The 18,829-nt window shown below is 44.4% G+C and carries 16 protein-coding genes; 11 read left to right on the top strand and 5 right to left on the bottom strand.

The genetic code is table 11. From position 1 onward, the window contains the following. The first annotated feature begins 5 nt into the window (after positions 1 to 5). The 4 genes from ACFSR5_RS08340 to ACFSR5_RS08325 all read left to right on the top strand — a co-directional run bounded on the left by ACFSR5_RS08340 (position 6) and on the right by ACFSR5_RS08325 (position 4,810). Positions 6 to 467, top strand: coding sequence for a hypothetical protein (locus ACFSR5_RS08340; protein ID WP_380902608.1), 462 nt, complete (start codon positions 6 to 8; stop codon positions 465 to 467). Positions 468 to 654: 187 nt separating this feature from the next. Next, positions 655 to 1,509 carry an aldo/keto reductase gene (locus ACFSR5_RS08335; RefSeq protein WP_380902606.1) on the top strand — a complete coding sequence of 285 codons (855 nt, stop codon included), beginning with the start codon at positions 655 to 657 and terminating at the stop codon, positions 1,507 to 1,509. Between the two features lie 5 nt (positions 1,510 to 1,514). Beyond that, positions 1,515 to 2,372 (top strand): NAD(P)-dependent oxidoreductase, encoded by an 858-nt coding sequence (locus ACFSR5_RS08330; RefSeq protein ID WP_380902604.1) that lies wholly within the window; start codon positions 1,515 to 1,517, stop codon positions 2,370 to 2,372. Between the two features lie 299 nt (positions 2,373 to 2,671). Then, positions 2,672 to 4,810, top strand: coding sequence for a catalase (locus ACFSR5_RS08325; RefSeq protein ID WP_380902602.1), 2,139 nt, complete (start codon positions 2,672 to 2,674; stop codon positions 4,808 to 4,810). 296 nt (positions 4,811 to 5,106) lie between these two features. Here ACFSR5_RS08325 and ACFSR5_RS08320 read toward each other — a convergent pair whose 3' ends face one another. Then, positions 5,107 to 6,558, bottom strand: coding sequence for a glycosyltransferase (locus ACFSR5_RS08320; protein ID WP_380902600.1), 1,452 nt, complete (start codon positions 6,556 to 6,558; stop codon positions 5,107 to 5,109). A 501-nt stretch (positions 6,559 to 7,059) separates the two neighbouring features. Between ACFSR5_RS08320 and ACFSR5_RS08315 the strand changes: the two genes are divergently transcribed. The 5 genes from ACFSR5_RS08315 (at position 7,060) to ACFSR5_RS08295 (ending at position 12,645) form a co-directional block, all read left to right on the top strand. Continuing rightward, the gene (locus tag ACFSR5_RS08315; protein WP_380902599.1) at positions 7,060 to 7,653 is read left to right on the top strand and encodes a YdeI/OmpD-associated family protein; all 594 of its coding nucleotides are present in this window, start codon (positions 7,060 to 7,062) and stop codon (positions 7,651 to 7,653) included. An 89-nt stretch (positions 7,654 to 7,742) separates the two neighbouring features. Next, a complete protein-coding gene (locus ACFSR5_RS08310) occupies positions 7,743 to 8,552 on the top strand; it encodes a hypothetical protein (RefSeq protein ID WP_380902597.1) in 810 nt (269 codons plus the stop codon). Further along, positions 8,552 to 9,316, top strand: a complete 765-nt coding sequence (locus ACFSR5_RS08305; RefSeq protein ID WP_380902595.1) for a methyltransferase domain-containing protein — start codon at positions 8,552 to 8,554, stop codon at positions 9,314 to 9,316. The genes ACFSR5_RS08310 and ACFSR5_RS08305 overlap by 1 nt, the downstream gene beginning before the upstream one ends. A gap of 11 nt (positions 9,317 to 9,327) precedes the next feature. Continuing rightward, positions 9,328 to 11,478 carry a sensor histidine kinase gene (locus ACFSR5_RS08300; protein WP_380902593.1) on the top strand — a complete coding sequence of 717 codons (2,151 nt, stop codon included), beginning with the start codon at positions 9,328 to 9,330 and terminating at the stop codon, positions 11,476 to 11,478. Positions 11,479 to 11,559: 81 nt separating this feature from the next. Further along, the gene (locus ACFSR5_RS08295) at positions 11,560 to 12,645 is read left to right on the top strand and encodes a hybrid sensor histidine kinase/response regulator (RefSeq protein ID WP_380902591.1); all 1,086 of its coding nucleotides are present in this window, start codon (positions 11,560 to 11,562) and stop codon (positions 12,643 to 12,645) included. A 15-nt stretch (positions 12,646 to 12,660) separates the two neighbouring features. Here the strand turns inward: ACFSR5_RS08295 and ACFSR5_RS08290 are convergent, their stop codons facing one another. From ACFSR5_RS08290 to ACFSR5_RS08280, 3 genes are all read right to left on the bottom strand, one after another. Then, a complete protein-coding gene (locus tag ACFSR5_RS08290) occupies positions 12,661 to 13,125 on the bottom strand; it encodes a response regulator (protein ID WP_380902589.1) in 465 nt (154 codons plus the stop codon). A gap of 106 nt (positions 13,126 to 13,231) precedes the next feature. Further along, a complete protein-coding gene (locus ACFSR5_RS08285; RefSeq protein WP_380902587.1) occupies positions 13,232 to 14,314 on the bottom strand; it encodes an NAD(P)-binding domain-containing protein in 1,083 nt (360 codons plus the stop codon). Between the two features lie 12 nt (positions 14,315 to 14,326). After that, complete coding sequence (locus tag ACFSR5_RS08280; protein WP_380902585.1) at positions 14,327 to 15,349, bottom strand: LLM class flavin-dependent oxidoreductase; 1,023 nt, start codon at positions 15,347 to 15,349, stop codon at positions 14,327 to 14,329. A gap of 609 nt (positions 15,350 to 15,958) precedes the next feature. Here ACFSR5_RS08280 and ACFSR5_RS08275 point away from each other — a divergent pair. Then, on the top strand, positions 15,959 to 16,438 hold the full coding sequence (locus ACFSR5_RS08275) for a DinB family protein (protein WP_380902583.1): 480 nt from the start codon (positions 15,959 to 15,961) through the stop codon (positions 16,436 to 16,438). A gap of 106 nt (positions 16,439 to 16,544) precedes the next feature. Next, a complete protein-coding gene (locus ACFSR5_RS08270) occupies positions 16,545 to 17,279 on the top strand; it encodes an SDR family oxidoreductase (RefSeq protein ID WP_380902581.1) in 735 nt (244 codons plus the stop codon). Positions 17,280 to 17,434: 155 nt separating this feature from the next. Here ACFSR5_RS08270 and ACFSR5_RS08265 read toward each other — a convergent pair whose 3' ends face one another. After that, on the bottom strand, positions 17,435 to 18,712 hold the full coding sequence (locus tag ACFSR5_RS08265) for a DEAD/DEAH box helicase (RefSeq protein ID WP_380902579.1): 1,278 nt from the start codon (positions 18,710 to 18,712) through the stop codon (positions 17,435 to 17,437). Between the last annotated feature and the right edge of the window lie 117 nt (positions 18,713 to 18,829).

Raw genomic sequence — 18,829 nt, 5'->3', positions numbered from 1 at the left:
AGCGTATGAAAAAAATAATTTGCCGAAGCGCTGTCTTTATCGGGACGGTGGCCTGCCTGAGTTGCCAACACACGTCTATACCGACTACGGTCGGTTTGGTAGGAACCTATCGACTGATTGAGGCGACCACCATCCGGGGGCACGACACGACGCGTACCATGATCGACTCGTCAAAAACAGAAATGATCAAGATATTCAACGACGCATATTTTTCCTTTTTCAATCACGATAAGTTTCGGGGTAAAGATAGCACAGCTCTGTTTGTGAGCGGTGCCGGAAAATACAAACTGGACGGGACGACCTATACGGAACATTTGGAATATTGTACGGCACGGGCTTGGGAAGGCAGAACATTTACGTTCGATCTGTCCGTGCGGGGAGATACGTTGATTCAGGAGGGCAGAGAAGAATTACCTGATCAGGGGGTTATGCAAACGATCAAAGAGATTTATGTGAAGGTCAAGTAGGAGAAAATGTGGGCTAGGATGTGGTCGCTCGACTACATTTAACGACCATTCCTGAGCTACATGTAGATTTTTGGTAAAAAAAGAGAATTAGACCTTTGTTCCTTTCTTTTTTCCACTATCTTTCTTTTTTAAGATACAGCGATTCGCTTCCAGAGTCGCTGCAAATTTCAAGTTATAAAACACATATATGGCTATGCATCATATTACATTGAACGATGGAACTCACGTGCCGCTATTGGGATTCGGTACGTACAAAGCGACAAAAGAGGAAGGGATAGCGTCCGTTTTGGCGGCGTTAGAACGCGGATACAGGCTGTTGGATACGGCCGCTAAGTATGATAATGAGGAACAAGTGGGAACGGCAGTGAGGAGAAGTGGTATTCCTCGCGAAGAGGTGCTTATCACGACAAAATTATGGAGGGAAAACTTGGGATACCAGCAAACGAAACAAGCGTTTGCTGAGTCGCTCCACAGGCTCGATGTAGATTATGTAGATCTATATCTCATCCATTGGCCGGCAAACGCAAAGAATTATAGCAATTGGCAACAAGCCAATGCCGATGCTTGGCGGGCCATGGAAGAATTGCACGCAGACGGCCGAATTCGATCCATTGGCGTCAGTAATTTTTGGCCGGAACATCTAGAAGCGCTTCTACAGCAGGCGAAAATTATACCCAGTATAAATCAGATCGAGTTTCATCCCGGATACTGGCAGCCGCAGGTAGTCGACTATTGTAAACGGCTTGGCATTACAGTGGAATCCTGGTCTCCATTGGCAAGAGGGAAGGTGTTCGGCAATGAGGTGCTAGAAACAATAGCGAAATACTATGGAAAAACAGTTTCCCAAATCTGTTTGCGCTGGGTCATTCAACACGACGTCGTCGTTATACCGAAGTCCACGTCGATCGCGCGCATCGAAGAGAATTTGGAAATCTTTGATTTTGAATTGTCAGCGGAAGACATGCAGCGTATCAATGATCTTCCGCAAATGGGTTTTAGTGGCGAATTGCCAAATATTTGGCCCGATCGCGTAACGCAATAAAGAAAATGAAAATGGAAAATATTGGATTTATTGGCTTGGGGAATATGGGTTATCCTATGGCCAAAAACTTAGAGAAATCAGGTGCCCATCTGTCGGTCTATAACAGGACAGCATCCAAGGCCGTGGGATTGGCGAAGAAAACTCATGTTGCTAAAAGCATTGACGAGGTGGTGAACAAAAGCGATGTGATCTTTACCATGTTAACGAATGACTCGGCTGTTAAAGAGGTCTACGAAGCGATATTACCGTTACCTCTGAAAGGAAAGCTATTCGTGGATATGAGTACCATTTCCAGAGACACCTCCCTAGCCATTGCACAGGTGATAGCGACAAAAAATGCAGGTTTTCTGGATGCACCGGTCGCCGGGAGTACCGGTCCTGCAGCAGACGGCACCTTGATCATCATGGTTGGCGGAGATTACCAGGATTTGCAAAGGGCCACGCCTTATTTGAGCCACATGGGGAAAACAATCCGACATATCGGCGAAAATGGAAAGGGCTTAGCGGCAAAGATTGCGATTAATTATTTTTTGGGAGCGATTTATCAAGGTTTGGCAGAGATGACATTGTTTGCAGATACGTTGGGTATTGATCGTCAGACGATGCTGGATATTGTTAATCTCAGCGCTAGCGGTAGTGGCGCGACGAAAGCGAAGACTCCAAAACTGGTGGAACACGAGTTTGCGCCTGCATTTTCATTGGATCTAATGTTAAAAGATTTACGCTTGGCTGAATCCGCGGGCGCTGATTTTCCAATTGGGCGAGCGATGCTATCTACGTACACGGGAGCGAGCATCGCCGGATTAGGAAAGGATGATGTAATGGGTGTCATACGCTTCTTGGCTGAACAGTACCCAGTTTAGGGGTATAGATCGGCCAGCCTTCTGGGCTATACTTTTCCAACATAAAAAAATTCCCTATCTCACGACGGGGAATTCCTACTAGATTTATTCCACGATTAGTGGATCATTTTTGACGCACCTAAAGCTAAGCATTGTTTTTCAATTCACCAAGAGTTGAATAAAAAATATTTCATTTATTTTTGTTTTCTTCTGTCTTCGTGTTGTTGATGCGCTGCCTATTAAAAAACTAAAAACGTTTCCGTTACAAAATGGTTCTGTTAGTGCCAGAATATCTTTTAAACTTGATAAATGTAGCTGACATGAAAAATGAACCACTAGAAAACACGAAGGAATTGGACGCGAAAGCAAATGATCTCCTTAAAAACACGTCTTCGGGAGATGGTCAAGTGATGACGACTGACCAAGGTGTAAAAATCAACGACGATGCGAACTCGTTGAAGGCGGGAGCGCGGGGCGCAACGTTGTTGGAAGATTTTATCCTGCGTGAAAAGATTACACATTTTGATCATGAACGCATTCCAGAACGCATTGTCCATGCACGCGGTAGTGCAGCGCACGGCTATTTCGAACTTTATGAAGATCTAAGTAGTCTAACACGAGCTGGATTCCTGACGGACTTAACGCGCAAAACACCCGTTTTTGTCCGATTCTCTACGGTTGCCGGTAGTAAAGGGTCAGCCGATCTAGCCCGGGATATACGAGGCTTCGCGGTTAAATTTTATACGGAGGAAGGCATTTTTGACCTCGTGGGGAACAACACACCTGTGTTTTTTATTCAGGACGCGATGAAGTTTCCAGATATTATTCATGCAGTAAAACCGGAGCCCGATCGAGAGATTCCACAGGCCGCTTCTGCCCACGACACTTTTTATGATTTCATATCATTAGCTACGGAAGCTTTGCATAACCACATGTGGGCTATGAGCGACCGGGCGATTCCCCGGAGTTACCGCATGATGGAAGGGTTCGGCATACACACCTTCCGTTTGGTCAATGATCGGGAAGAAGCGCATTTCGTCAAATTTCACTGGAAACCTAAGCTAGGTGTGCATTCCGTGACTTGGGACGAAGCTGTTAAAATCAACGGCGCTGATCCCGATTTTCATAGACGCGATTTGTGGGATGCTATCGAAGCCGGTCATTATCCGGAATGGGAGCTAGGGCTGCAAGTTATCCCAGCGGCAGACGAACATAAATTCGACTTCGATCTATTAGACGCGACAAAATTTATCCCCGAGGAACTCGTGCCGGTACGTATTGTTGGGCGGATGGTTTTAAACAGGAATCCGGACAATTTTTTTGCAGAAACCGAACAGGTTGCTTTTCATCCCGGACACATTGTTCCCGGCATTGATTTTACGAATGATCCACTATTGCAAGGTCGGCTTTTTTCCTACACGGACACGCAACTCTCGCGCCTCGGTGGTCCCAATTTTCACGAGCTTCCCATCAACCGCCCCATAAACCCGGTACACAATAACCAACGCGACGCCCAAATGCGGATGACAATTGATAAAGGGAAAGTTGCATATTTTCCTAATACCATCGGCGGAGGTTGCCCTTATTTGGCTAAAATGGCTGAAGGGGGGTTCACATCATTTGAAGAGCGGGTGGATGCCAAAAAAATCCGCGATCGAAGCGAGAGCTTCAGCGATCACTTCTCTCAACCGGCTTTGTTTTTCAGAAGTTTATCCACCTGGGAGAAAAACCACCTAATTAATGCGTATTCCTTCGAGTTGGGCAAATGCACCTATGAATCCATTAAACTTCGGATGTTGTGGTTGCTGGCACAAATCGACGGTGCGTTAGCGAATGCTGTCGCTTCTAAGTTGGGTTTGGATATCCCGGCATCGATCGAAAAACCAGTAAACCAAAATATCGGCGCCGATGCCGATCCATTGCGCTATGAACCGATCCCGGCAAAACGATACTTGGATAAATCGGAGGCACTGAGTCAACAGTATCGTTCATCAGACCATTTAGAAGCGCGTAAGATCGCGGCGCTTGTTGCGGATGGATTCGACGGCGCACGTTTAGAAAAGATGAAGACTTACCTAGAGGGCCGCGGGGCAGTCGTCCACCTGATAGCACCGCATGGGGGCACAGTTGCATGCAGCAAGCAGGTATCACATCCGGTCGACGCAGCATGGATGACTACGGAAAGCGTATTGTACGATGCGGTCTATATTCCAGGTGGAAACATCAACGCCCTGCTGTCGGAAGGAAAAGTGCTTAAATTTATAAATGAAGCCGTAAAGCACTGTAAAGCATTGGCTTTCGACGGAGAGGGAGCGCAGTTAATGCAGGCGTCAGCCGCTCGGGATTTCTCAGATGATGAAGCCATCTTGTTGGATCGAGATCCTGAAGATTTCGGAGATGCGATTGCCAGCCACAGAAACTGGGATCGTGAACCGCTCACTGCGCATATAGCTGTTTAATAAAGTCGCATTCAGAAACGCCCAATCAGGAAGAATAGATATCTTGATTGGGCGTTTCTTGTATCGCAATTTCCTAGTTCGATCGTTGAAGAAAGTTTTCTGATTTCTTTGGTCGATAAAAGAACAAGAAGCTCTTGTATATCCCAATCAAGGGCTCTGTAGAAAAAACGTTCATGCTTCCTTGGATGACCAACCTACTGGTAGAAACGTTCTTATCATTTATGAAAACACATAATCATCATAAAAGGCGAACTCCCTCAAGAGTCCGCCTTTTCCTATATACATTGAAAGCTGTCTTATTTTTTTGGAACCAGATCCCGTGTCAGCCAACCGCGCCTATTGGCCGTAGCAATGGCATATGGAGTGATCCAGAACAAGGTAAATGCGTAAAAGATACTGTACGTATATGCCCAGAAGGATTCTGGAATATTCTTGTTTCGTTTAGCAAAGAAAAATGCTTGTACACTGGAGAATAATAAAATACCTAGGAATGTAGAGCTTAAGAACAATGTCGGGTAATTGATAACGAACCACAACATCAGTAAAATAAGAGGATACGATAGGGCCAACTTAAACCACTGCATGGTGAGTAATATTCTCGGTCCTATTTTAGATCCTTCACGGAAATCGCTATAGGCAAACTTACTCATCATAATGTTTTCCCGAACATTACTACGTTCCCAACGAATGAACATCTTATATAAGTTCTTATAGCGTTTAGGGATATTCGTATATACGTAGGCGTTTTCTTGAAATAGCACATGAAAACCTTGTTTCAGGATCATATTTGTCATAGCACGATCTTCACCAATATCCGACGGCTGTCCCATAAAAGTTTGATTTATCCATTCCGGAAGGCAAGCCATGACCGCTTTTCTACGGTAGGCAGACAAGGCACCAGGGGTACACAATACAGAACCTAGCATGCTTTGTGCGGACCGCACAAACTCAAAACTAAACACAAAGCTTACGTTGAGCATACGTGGGATCAGCGCCTTTTCATTGTTTAGCACGCGCACATTTCCAGCCACCGCGCCACATTGATCATTGACAATAAACGGACTTGCCATATTGCGAATCGTATCGGTTTTAACGACAGAGTCGCTGTCAACAGTAATGAAAATCTCGCCCGTTCCAAGGTGAAAACCGCGATACAAAGCATGGCGTTTACCTTTATTTTCAGGTTGCTGACAAATCGTCACCCGGTCGCCCAATTCTTCTTTGGCGCGCTTAATCCAAGACCAAGTATCATCTTTACTGCCATCATCAATCGCAATGATTTGCATTTTTTCGTGCGGGTAATCGCTATTTGCCAAGCTATGAAGCGTTTGATACACGAGTTGTCCTTCGTTATAAGCCGGTACGATAATCGTACAAGTAGGCAACTTCTCATCCGTTACTGATTTAATTGGTTTGTAACGCACATACAACACGAGTAAATACGTCAAAAAGCTTAGCTTAATTGCTAAGAGAAACAAACCGAGACCGATTATGAAGATTCCCCAAGGCGTATCCATACGTTCGAGATGTAGCTGCTCAAATTTAGGCTGCAACAAATATACTGCATATACGGAACTGAAAAGTAATAAAAAGGTAAGGCTGAGAATGCTGTATTCCCAAATACCAAAGCGACCTTTTTTCACTGGAGCGAATTCCTCCTTTTTGTCGACTATTTTTTTTGTCGATGTCGACGCAGTCTCGCTAAATAAATACGAGCTGTTAACGTCTAATGTTTGAGTTTTTTCCATGTAATTCATAAAGAATGAGCTTTCAAATACAGTTTTCGACTAAATCATTTATATAGTTTTTATCCAATAAATTGATTGTAATATTTCTTTTACAATTCGTGAAGTGCCAAATTTCATGCCGTAAACCCGTAAACTAATTTTAAGAAATGTTCGGATTGTAACTAGTTTTTTACATGAATTAGATTTTTAAATAATTGATTAACAATTTGTTATTATTTTCATTTTCTTGTTGTAACGAATATAAATATGCATTGCATGGACAACTATTTTTAATGTTTTTTAACATTTTCGGCGAGATGAAGCATAGGGAAGATCCGTAGATTGCATTTTTTATACAACATACTCCTATGTATGTATAGCCAATTTGTTCAATTTGTCCGACGCGACAGCATAGATGGAAGATTGTTCCATTGATTGTCCCTCTCGTGCCTTCCCAAAAAGTTTTGCCGGAAAACCTTCGGGATGTTATCTTTACCGGTACAGATTAATCTAATAAGCACGATGGAAAGCAAAACGAATAGTAACGTCGATCATTTTTTTGACCGTATAACACGATGGAAAGTAGAAATGATGTGGTTGAGGGAAATTCTTTTAAGGTTTCCTGAACTGACTGAAGACTATAAGTGGATGCACCCGTGTTATACAGTCGGTGGCAAGAACGTGGTGCTGATTCATGGATTTAAGGAATACTGCGCACTGTTATTTCATAAAGGTGCATTGCTCGACGATCCGAACCACATCCTCATTCAACAAACAGCGAACGTACAAGCTGCGCGGCAAATACGGTTCACGACAATCCATGATATTAAACGTCAACAGCCTGTTATTGAAGAGTACATCCGTCGAGCCATTGAAATTGAAGTTTCCGGAAAAAAGGTGGTACGAAAACAAACATCCGATTTTCAGGTGCCTGATGAATTTCAAACGTATCTGGATGAAGATGAACTACTGCGCGTGGCTTTCCAAAGCCTAACCCCCGGAAGACAACGGGGATACCTCTTTTATTTCGCACAAGCGAAGCAATCGAAAACACGCATTAGCCGGATCGAGAAATACATTTCAAAGATTCGTGCAGGAAAAGGATTAGACGACTAGGAAAAAGCGGTGTTTTCTTGTTTCGACAGTAAACAGCTTTGCGTTTAATTGATTAGTTTTGTATTTCAACGATAATTTAAAGCATTTCGGTGGCATTAATATTCAACGATGGGCGTCCGGTGGTCAGGTTAAGAGCATTCCGGGCCATTGACGACCCAAAAACCTGCGAACGGTTTATAGAAGGGCACGCACATGTCTTAACGGCAATTGGTGTCAAGAAGGTTACATCTTCTAAGAATGATTGGATGTATAATCCAGCGGCATTCGTTTTGATTGTGGAATCTTTGGATGGCGAGAAGGTGTACGGTGGCGTCCGTATCCACGTGGCCGGCGGGAGCGAGCCACTGCCGATTGAGCAAGCTACGGGAGCAATGGATAGACGTGTATACGAGCTGGTTTATGAATACGCGCGGCAGGGCACGGGAGAGGGGTGCGGTCTTTGGAATTCGAGGGAAATTGCCGGATACGGTATTGGCAGTATTTTTTTGACAAGGGCAGGCGCTGCTATCAGTGCGCAGATAGGTATCAAGTCATTGTTTGCCCTATGCGCACCTTATACCGTGAAATTGGCTGAAAGCGTCGGCTATCGGATTGACACCAGTGTCGGAAATAATGGTACATTTTACTATCCGAAACTGGACTTACTGGCCACTGTTATGATCATGCGCAATTTAGACACGCTCACCGAAGCTGATCAAGAAAATAAAGAGGCAATTTTATCGTTGCGGAATAATTCTAATATCGTCCGTATAGAAACCTTGCGGAATAAAGAAATCGAAATCCATTATCAGATAGATATTCCAAACTTGAACCAATGGGATCTACAAGCAGTAATCAATAATTTACGGTATATAGCAGCGGATCGTCCATTAGACGATCGTAACTTAAATATTTTTTAATGGACACAAAACATTATGGCGCCAGCTACTTAATAGATACAGGCGATTTTTTAAAACAACTTAAGACGCAGTCTTATGCTGCTTTTTCGGGGATTAAAAACGGAACCGTGGCTGATTTAGGCTGCGGTACCGGAATGGATGCCGCTAACCTTGCCAGGATATTGGGAAACAACGTACACGTTGTCGGAGTTGATCACGATGCCAAACTGATTGAACACGCCAAATCTACGTCGGAAGAGTTAGAAAATTTAGCGTTCATACAAGGAGAGGTCGGCGAACTAGAATTTGAAGCGGCCTCCCTTGCAGGCGTGCGTATGGAGCGGGTCGTTCAGCATTTAAGAAATCCAGATCAAATGTTTACGGAAGTTCGGCGCGTACTGCAAGATGGGGCACCAATTGTCATCGTCGAAACGATATGGAATAGCCTGACGTTTTACAGTAGTCAGATAGAAACTGAAGCCAAAATTTGTCACTATCTGACGACTGAAAAAGTTAATAACGGTTGGGCTGGCAATAGGCTGACAGCCGATCTCTTAGCGCATGGGTTTCAAGATATACGGCTATATTCCGCTCATATGACGGTGCGTAGTAAAGACGAAGCCAATCGGTATATGTTTTTGAATAGCATTTTGGTGGAAATGGTAGAAAAACAGAAACTGAGCGCAAAAGAGATGGACGATTTTCAAGAAGCGTTGACAATGACGGATGAAGCCGGCTGTTTCCTCGCTTCTATGAACCTTGTCCTTGCAGAAGCCAAAAAATAATACGGTTAAAAATGAAGTGGTGGTTGAGCCTATTGTTCCTAGTTACGCTTATTGGTGGTAAGCCGTTGTACGCAGAAATAGTTGTCGATAAGCCGACGCAACGCGTACGGATAAGTGAAGGTATGGAGCGGTACATAGGGCCTGAAAACCCAACATTTGCTGAGATTTCCGCCTCTTCCGCTTTCCAGCCGCTAGCGCATGACGTTCCCAATCTAGGATCTACAAATGCCGATATCTGGTTGCGTTTGCCCATGCTAAATGTTCGCGAGGATGCCAATCTCGTGTTGGAAATTGCTTATCCACTGTTGGACGAAGTAGAATTGTTTGTTCCGCTTACTGAAGGTAATTATCGATCTGTACAGCTGGGCGAACGTCAAGCCTTTTCTGCGCGGAAATATCAGGTTCCGAACTACGCATTTGATATTCATTTGCCGAGGGATCAAAAGCTCGTCTTCTTTTTACGTATTAAAAGTACCGAGCAAATCATTTTGCCGATTTACGTAAGCAGTGAACGCACTTTTATGTCGCAGGTGAGCAACGACAGTTTACTGAATGGTATATATATGGGCATCGTATTCATTATGGCGGTCTATAATCTTTTCCTTTTTTTCTCCGTACGGGAAAAGAGTTACCTGTATTACGTATTATACGTTGTTTGTGCGGGCATTACGCAAATGGGTATTAAAGGCTATAGCTTTCAATATCTATGGCCGAATTGGCCTGATTTTGCGAGCAAAGGACCGATTGTATTCGGATGTTTATCCGGATTAAGCGCCTTGCTTTTTGCCGACTCCTTTTTGCAGCTGCGAAAGACAGCTCCGAATGCTCGCCGAGTGTTCGCCGTTTTTATCGTTTGTTTCGTGGGTAGTGTTCTTTTGACCGTGTTCGATTTCATGCAAAGTGCGTTCATTACTATGCAGATCACCACAGGAGCTGGTTCGCTATTCGTGTTGTACGTTTCTTATTGGGTCATGATTAGCGGATACAAGCCTGCTAAATATTTTGTATTCGGTTGGACGGTTCTTCTTTTGGGATCGCTGGTTTTCCTACTCAAGGATTACGGCATATTGGCTTATAGCGGATTTACAAGCAATGCGGTACAAATTGCGTCGGTCATTGAGATGGCATTATTATCCTTCGGTTTGGCCTACAGTATTAATATCCTTAAAGCGGAAAAAGAAGCATCGCAAGCCCGGGAGTTAGCAACATCCCTAGAGAATGCACAGCTTATCCGCGAACAAAATATCGTCTTAGAGCAAAAAGTAGAAGAACGTACGCGCGAGTTAACAGCGTCTAACGCATCTTTACAGACTACTTTGACCCATTTAAAAGAGACACAGTCGCAACTTGTTGAAGCCGAAAAGATGGCATCCCTTGGTCAGTTGACGGCGGGAGTCGCCCACGAAATCAATAATCCAATCAATTTTGTAACCTCCAATGTAGCCCCCTTAAAAAGAGATATTAATATGATTTGGGATACGTTGGCCGAAGTGGAGCGTCTTGCTTTCGCCGATGGGCTCTCTGATAGCGAAAAACACAAGCAGATTAAGCGATTCAAAGAGGACGTAGACATAGAATATTTAAAGACCGAAGTGGACTTCCTACTCAAAGGGATGCATGACGGGGCGCATCGTACAGCCGAAATCGTGAAAAGCTTGCGCATTTTTTCGCGCGTCGATGAGGACACCCTTAAATTTGCGGACATCAATGAAGGCCTGGAATCGACGATGGTCATTTTAAATAGCCTGTTAAAAGACACCATGAGGGTCGAAAAGAGGTACGGCAATATTCCGAAAATTGAATGTCACGCCGGAAAACTAAACCAAGTGTTCTTGAATATGATTACCAACGCGGTATATGCGGTCAATAAAAGACATGGCAACAGTGGAGAAGGGAAGTTATGGATCGAAACTGGGCTTCATGAAGATCCATCCTTTATTTTTGTTAAGATTTCGGACAATGGCATCGGTATTCCCGCTGATATTCAGGAACGGATTTTTGAACCGTTTTTTACAACCAAAGATGTCGGCGAAGGGACGGGCTTAGGGATGTCAATAGCGTATAATACCATCGCAAAACATCAGGGTAGGATTCTGCTCGAATCAACGGTGGGACAAGGCACGACGTTTACACTTATTATCCCCATTCAACACCGTAATTAAGGTAAAAGTAATCTTTAAATCTCCGATAAATAATCGTTAACTTCGTTAGGTTGCAGAGAGGTAATACCACATTATAAAATTATGCAGAAAGCGCTTGAAATATTATATATCGATGATGAGGTGAATAACTTAGTTGGCTTTAAAGCAAATTTTAGATACGATTACGTAGTTCATACAGCATCGAACACTATTGAAGCACAGGAATTACTTCTTGCACATCCCGATATTCGGATCATTTTCTGTGACCAGCGCATGCCACAGGAACTGGGAGTTGATTTCCTACACCGAATAAAAAAAGAGTTTCCTAAACCAATACGCATTTTACTTACCGCTTATGCGGATATGGAGACCGTCGTTGATGCCGTGAACAAAGGACATATATTCCGCTTTGTTCGGAAACCGTGGATGGAGGAGGAGATTATTTCTGCAATCGAAGAGGCAAATAAGTTTTATATCGCAAATTCGATGCTGGAAATAAAAAATCAGGAACTCCAAAAGGCATATGACGAACTGGATAAATTTGCGTATAGCGTCAGCCACGACCTTAGGGATCCATTGACGGGAGTGCTCTCGGCCGTTAAATTGGGGTTGGAGTTTAACAGTATTGAACGCATCCACGAGTTGCTCATCTTGATGGACGATTCTTTGGTCAGCTTAGATGCGTATATTGATAGTTTACGTGACTATTATCTCTTACGCCGGGGTGAGCTGATGTTGTCGGAAATTAATTTTGAAGATTTGTTCGGAAACGTCAAACAGTTTTATAAAATGTATACCCAAAACAAGGAAGTTACTTTTCAGATCGACGTACATCAAACCGATTCGTTTAAGAGTGACAAAGCTATTTTGGAATTAATTCTACATAATTTGTTATCCAACGCCTTTAAATACCAACACAAAGGAGGTACAGATCAAGTGGTCAGATTAGCGGTAACAACCACAGATGAGCAAGCGACTATCGTCGTTAGCGACAATGGGATAGGAATCTCTCCGGAACATATTAGCGATATTTTTAAGCTGTTCTTTAGAGGAAGTGATCAAGCTAAAGGAATGGGATTTGGACTATACAATGTTCAAAATGCGTTACTTAAACTACAAGGGTCAATCGATGTAAAGTCGCAACCGAATATCGGGACGACCTTTACAGTAACGATTCCCAGTAAGTAATGTTGCGAAAATTAGCTATGAAAGCAGCTTCTGACGAAGGAGAAATTCCAGTTGCTCATTGGATACCTCTAGCTTGGAGTTCGTTTCTACGATTTTTTGACGTTCGGAATAAAGTTCGTATGCGCGCTGTATGGTTTGGTCTAATTCTTCCTCGCTCCACGGCTTATTGAGATAGTGGAAAATCTTTCCTTTATTGACGGCATCAACGACGGCAGCCATATCTGTGTAACCAGTCAATAGGATACGCATGGGATCGGGCGCAATTTTAATAACTTCTTCTAAAAACTCCACGCCGGTCATTTCTGGCATACGTTGATCCGTAATAATAACATCAATATGGTTTTTTCGGACAATATCAATCGCTGCAGCACCACTTATAGCTGTATATACCTTGTATTTTAAACGAAAGGTTGCTTTGAATGAAAATAAATTATTCTCCTCATCATCAACGTACAATACCGAAATGTTCGTGTTTTCCATACCAAATTTGTCTTCTGCCTGTACAAATTTACGGAATTAATTGACGGAATTCATAGGGTATTCTAATAATCGACTTTTTGTGGACAAAAGTCAGCGACGAGATCGGCTAAAGCCGTAATGTTTCCATAAGCTCCTGCGCGGCGGCAGCACCAGCACGGTTCGCGCCTATGGTAGAAGCCGACGGGCCATACCCAACCAAATGTATGTTGGGCGCTTTTTCAACTTGGGTGGCCAATCTTCCGGACATGCGTATTCCACCCGTCTCTTCTCGAGGCAGCACGGCTTCCAAATGATCTAGCGAAAATCTAAACCCTGTGTTCCAAAGGATAACATCAGCCGATATCTCCTTCCCATCCGCCCATTTTACACCCGTTTCCGTAATTTCGCTGAACATCGGATGACGAATGAGTATCCCACGTCGTTCCATATCCTTGATCTCGTCGGAAAAGGGGAGTCCCGTAACAGACACAACGGACTGCGGCAGTAGCCCGGCCCGAACACGTTCTTCGACCAGAGCTACAGCATCATGACCTGCCATATCATCAAACGGCCCTTCCCGAAATATGGGTGGTCGACGGGTCACCCAGGTCGTCGTCGTCACCTTGGAGATCTGATCCAGAAGCTGCATGGCGGATATGCCCCCACCAACGATAATGACATGTTTGCCTTTAAAGTAGCTCGCCGTTTTAAAGTCTTTGGTATGAAGTTGTTCCCCTGAAAATTGAGCAGCACCGGGGTATTCTGGTATATATGGATTTTCCCAGGTTCCCGTCGCGTTGATGATCCCGAGTGCGGAGAGTAATGTTGTCGCGCTGTCAAGAAAAAAGCGACCCTGCCGTAAGAATACTTTTTCAACCGTTAGTGGCCGATAAACCTGAAGGCCAAATTTTTTTTCATACAAGTCGAAATAATGGGGAACGGCAATATTGGCCTGAACATCTGTTGCGCGCGGTTCAGTCGTTTCTGCAAAGGACATGCCAGGTAGGTTATGAATCTTGTTTACGGTGCTTAGGGTGAGCGACGGCCAGCGGAATTGCCACGCACCACCTGGGCGGGGCGCTTGATCCACGATCATGAAATCCGTCCCGACTTCCAGCCCGCGCCTTTTCAAGTGGTAGGCTGCAGACAAGCCAGCTTGACCAGCACCGATGATCACGATCTTTGTTTTGTATCGAATATTTTTGATCATTGGCGACAGGGTTTAACGCCAACCGAGCTGTGGAGCAACATGCGTTAATATAGCAGAAAGGATATGTATGTGGTAGTCAACACCCAGCGTATTTGGAATGGTCAGCAGCAATGTGTCTGCTTCTTGAATGGCTTCGTCTTTAGCGAGTTCTTTCACCAACGTATCTGGTTCCGCCACGTAGCTTTTTCCGAAGATGGCTCGTTTATCCGCCTCAATCATCCCAATGCTGTCCACGCTCGTCCCTTGCTGTCCAAAATAATAACGGTCTTGGTCATTCATTAATGCAAAAATAGAACGGCTAACGGAAACACGAGGTTCTCCCGGATGGCCGGCGGCTTTCCACGCTTCGCGATAAAGCCGTATCTGTTCAGCCTGTTGTATGTGAAAGGGCTTCCCACCCTCATCGTATTTCAAGGTCGAACTTTGTAAGTGCATCCGTTGTTGTGCAGCCCATATCGCCGTGGCGTTGGAGGCCGCACCCCACCATATGCGTTCGCGCAATCCTTCTGAATGTGGCTCCAGTCGGAGTAGACCAGGCGGATTCGGAAACATGGGGTTTGGATTAGGCGCTGCGAAACCGGTGCCATCCAATCGTTTTAAAAACGCCAGGGCCTTTCGGCGCCCCATATCCGCGTCGGTTTCTCCGTCGGCAAGATCTTCATGAAAATAGCGCCAGCCGTCAATCACCTGTTCGGGGGATCCCCGACTGATGCCAAGTTGCAGCCGATGACCGGAGATCAGGTCTGCTGCACCAGCATCTTCCACCATGTACATGGGATTTTCGTAGCGCATATCGATTACGCCTGTGCCAATTTCAATATGGCGGGTCTTGGCGCCTATCGCTGCGAGCAATGGGAATGGCGATGCCAATTGCCGTGCGAAATGATGAACCCGGAAATACGCCCCGTCCATGCCAATTTCTTCGGCGCCTACGGCTAGTTCGATCGATTGCAACAAGGTATCACGTGCTGTACGCGTTTGATAAGATGGATGATCAGCCCAATGTCCGAAGGATAAAAAGCCTATTTTTTTCATGATTTTACGGCAAGCTAATGTTTATCAAATGTAAGCATGTTCGGTTTGAATTGGCGCCGTTAATTGTCGGATATACGTCAATTAAACCCCAAAGTAGTGGACGAATATGGTATTGCCTGATCCGAACCTCGATACTGTCAGCAGGATGTGGAATTCATTCGTTAAAAGATGACGGGAAAGCGTCTCCGCAATATGGGGAGAGGATCATGGTTATATAACCTGGTGTACGTTTAAATTCCCCGAATTGATATAATTGGAAGTGCATGTATGCCTATTTTTGAAAGGCGTGGATGGACCAACGTGCGTCTATGCCCTACGTCTTACAACGGAAATAGATGTGTTTAAACAAACTAAAAAACACCTCTTTTTTGGCTTGCTCGCCAATTTAATGCTGCCGGTAAAGGCGTACGTATTTTATAGGGGAGTGAAACCAGACAAACGTTGGAATGCCCTTTGCGACGTCTCCATATAGGTTTTTTGAGTTGTGCTTCGCTCATGATATGCCGAACACATCTGTATGCGCTTCGGCCAGGTAAGGGTTTTAGATAACTGGCCTAAGGTTATATGTGTATATTTATCGTATATTTACTAAGCTTAAACACACAATCGATGCAAAATACAATGTCTGGGTCTTTGCACCATTTATGGTTATATACCGATTGGGCCAACACATTGCTGCTAGAAACCCTGCGCGGGTATTCCGATGCCGTTCCTTCCATTTGTCTGCGTTTATTGAGTCACATCATGAATGCACAAGTCATTTGGCTGAGTAGGATCAATGGAGTACCATCGCCGGTGTCCGTGTGGACGGAACATGACCTTACAACATGCGAACACTATCATCGTACCGCTTCGGAAGAACTAGGTCAAATTGTAAAAGCCTACGTGCCGGAGCAAAATCAACTAATCGATTATAAAGACAGTAAAAACGTGGCCTATCAAAATTCCTTACAAGACATTCTGTTACATATCTTTAATCACGGCAGTTATCATCGGGCGCAGATAGCAATGGAAATGCGCCGGAACGGTTTGGAACCGATCAACACCGATTATCTGATTTTTGCCCGAAATAGGGAAAGGAGCGTATAGCCTAGAAAACCGGGTACCTCTTTGCGAAAGCCTTTATTCGTTTTCTAGATCGGTCTTGCCCACCATGCGTATCATAAACGGAAACTTATCAATAGACAACATGAACATGTTAAAGAACAAAGTCGCTCTCGTGACAGGATCATCACGAGGTATCGGAGCCGAGGTGGCTCGTCAACTGGCTGCTTCCGGCGCGCGGGTAATCGTCAATTATGCCAATGGAAAGGAAGCCGCTGAACAGGTGGTATCTACCATTCAGGCAGCTGGCGGCGATGCCGTTTGCCTGCAGGCCGATGTGAGCAAAGCGGATGAAGTGACCGCTTTGTTTGACGCCGCTATAGCTCATTACGGTCGAATCGATGTCTTGGTAAACAACGCAGGAATTATGATCACGAAGCTGATCAAGGATACAACAGGTGAGGATTTCACGCAGCAATTTGATGTGAACGTTAAGGGGACATTCAATACCTTGAAAGAGGCGGCAACCAGGCTTGCCGATAACGGAAGTGTGATTAATGTCTCTTCCACCACTACGCGGTTGATGATGCCGGGTTACGGCACGTATGTTGCAACCAAGGCAGCCGTTGAACACCTGACCCGAATATTCGCAAAAGAAGTAGGCGCGCGCGGAATCAATGTCAATGTTATTCTGCCTGGACCTACCGATACGGAGCTATTTACACAAGGTAAATCACAGGAATTAATAAACCAGTTGGCATCGTTAAATGCATTTAATAGACTTGGGGATCCCATTGATATCGCTAAAGTGATTGTCTTTCTTGCCAGTGACGATGCCAAATGGATAAGTGGGCAAGCCATAGGCGCCAACGGGGCTATGGCGTAAGGAAGGACGCTATATTGGCGGTAAAGTCGGTGCGCTGATAATCTGTCGTCGTGCTAGGAAGCGTTCCTAACTTTTTGAGTGAAAATGCATAGAAATAATTCCAGCATATGCAGTTGTTTCGGCTCCGTTTCTTAAAGGAACCGAAACTTCATGGATTATTTTCGTTTATTATTTTTCTTTGTCATCTTCGCTTTCACGCCACTACCATAATTATAGGTTTTGCTATTGCTCTCTTTCTTTTTATGGAAAGCGCCACCTTGCGATTCATCTATTTTATCTTTTACCTTTGGTGTATCACTCGGCCAATAGATCAGTAGGTCGTCGGGCAAGGGTGTCACCGGAATTTTTTTGCCCAATACCTGTTCTATTTTTCGAAGGTCAGGAAGTTCGATGTCCGTCGTAAACGTGATGGCGATTGATTCGGCATCCGAAGTTTTTTGAATATGTTTGGCAAAGACCTCTTGTTGTTCTGGCAACTCAAAATGAATGATAAACGGTATGTTTGTTAAATCCATGTCTTCTGTTCCCTCGTTGGCAACAAGAAGTATTCTGCATTCCGATAGTTGGTGAAAATCGTGTATATTGTCAATCCCTGCATCTTCATGGAAAAAAGGTTTATAGATTGCTGCTTCGCCCTTTTTCACGTGTAGCCGCCCTAAAAGCTTGTGCGCAGTTAATCGGCTATTCACAAAAACAACCGCCTTATCGAACACGTCAGTATCGCTCATCAACAAGTTTAACAGGTTGATTTTCGTCGTAAAGTTTGGTACCTGATAAAGCATAAGATCGTGTGTCTCCATGGTACTCTCGCCAAGTTCGTCTACTTCGATAGGCGTCGCAAACGGCATAAAGTCATCTATCATCGCATGCAATTTATCGTGTTCGACGGTGCTGAATGCTAGGTATTGAACATTGCCGCAGCTTTGCGCCAGTTCTCTAACCGTCGTTTGCATGCCTTGTTTAACGATTTCATCCGCATCGTCGATGACCACAGTCTGTATGCGGTTCAAATTCAACCCCAGTTTTAAATACACCGCTCGGGCACGGTTCGGTGTTGCCACCACAATGTCTACACCTCGAACCAGATCTTCTATTTCCTCTTCCATGCCTCCACTCGTCTTAAGCCCCATAATGTGCAGGTTCTTGTTGTTGCTGATCACTATAAAACGATCGACGATTTCAGCGATTCGCTCTTCATTTGGGGCCAAAACTAGTACCTTAGGTGCCTCATCTTGCGTATACTTTAGACGCATCAACACGCCAAGGACATAGGTGGTGGTTTTTCCGGCGCCTTCAGGGGCAATACCAAGAATACTTTGTCCGCCAATTATTCGAGAGAGCGCTTTCAACTGAAACGCTTTTGGGGTAAAATAGCCCAAATTGTTCATGGAAGCGTGGAGACGTTTGTTAAGTTTTAATTTATCTAAAGACACTGCTGTACGTTTAAAATGAATATCAAACTACAAAGGTAGGTAAATTTTAACTACGGTCACTACCCACAGTATAGCCGACGGATATACTAAAAATAAGAACGTGACGCCTGCCGTCTT

Origin of the sequence: Sphingobacterium suaedae, from assembly GCF_042684625.1 — a bacterium.
Lineage (GTDB): Bacteria > Bacteroidota > Bacteroidia > Sphingobacteriales > Sphingobacteriaceae > Sphingobacterium > Sphingobacterium suaedae.
This window is presented reverse-complemented; position numbering and strand designations above follow the sequence as displayed.

Bases quoted from the DNA above. Each gene is read 5' to 3' on its own strand.
- ACFSR5_RS08275 (WP_380902583.1), top strand. From the start codon at position 15,959: ATGCAAAATACAATGTCTGGGTCTTTGCACCATTTATGGTTATATACC.
- ACFSR5_RS08315 (WP_380902599.1), top strand. From the start codon at position 7,060: ATGGAAAGCAAAACGAATAGTAACGTCGATCATTTTTTTGACCGTATA.
- ACFSR5_RS08300 (WP_380902593.1), top strand. From the start codon at position 9,328: ATGAAGTGGTGGTTGAGCCTATTGTTCCTAGTTACGCTTATTGGTGGT.
- ACFSR5_RS08290 (WP_380902589.1), bottom strand. From the start codon at position 13,125: ATGGAAAACACGAACATTTCGGTATTGTACGTTGATGATGAGGAGAAT.
- ACFSR5_RS08270 (WP_380902581.1), top strand. From the start codon at position 16,545: ATGTTAAAGAACAAAGTCGCTCTCGTGACAGGATCATCACGAGGTATC.
- ACFSR5_RS08295 (WP_380902591.1), top strand. From the start codon at position 11,560: ATGCAGAAAGCGCTTGAAATATTATATATCGATGATGAGGTGAATAAC.
- ACFSR5_RS08340 (WP_380902608.1), top strand. From the start codon at position 6: ATGAAAAAAATAATTTGCCGAAGCGCTGTCTTTATCGGGACGGTGGCC.
- ACFSR5_RS08305 (WP_380902595.1), top strand. From the start codon at position 8,552: ATGGACACAAAACATTATGGCGCCAGCTACTTAATAGATACAGGCGAT.
- ACFSR5_RS08280 (WP_380902585.1), bottom strand. From the start codon at position 15,349: ATGAAAAAAATAGGCTTTTTATCCTTCGGACATTGGGCTGATCATCCA.
- ACFSR5_RS08320 (WP_380902600.1), bottom strand. From the start codon at position 6,558: ATGGAAAAAACTCAAACATTAGACGTTAACAGCTCGTATTTATTTAGC.
- ACFSR5_RS08325 (WP_380902602.1), top strand. From the start codon at position 2,672: ATGAAAAATGAACCACTAGAAAACACGAAGGAATTGGACGCGAAAGCA.
- ACFSR5_RS08335 (WP_380902606.1), top strand. From the start codon at position 655: ATGGCTATGCATCATATTACATTGAACGATGGAACTCACGTGCCGCTA.
- ACFSR5_RS08285 (WP_380902587.1), bottom strand. From the start codon at position 14,314: ATGATCAAAAATATTCGATACAAAACAAAGATCGTGATCATCGGTGCT.
- ACFSR5_RS08330 (WP_380902604.1), top strand. From the start codon at position 1,515: ATGAAAATGGAAAATATTGGATTTATTGGCTTGGGGAATATGGGTTAT.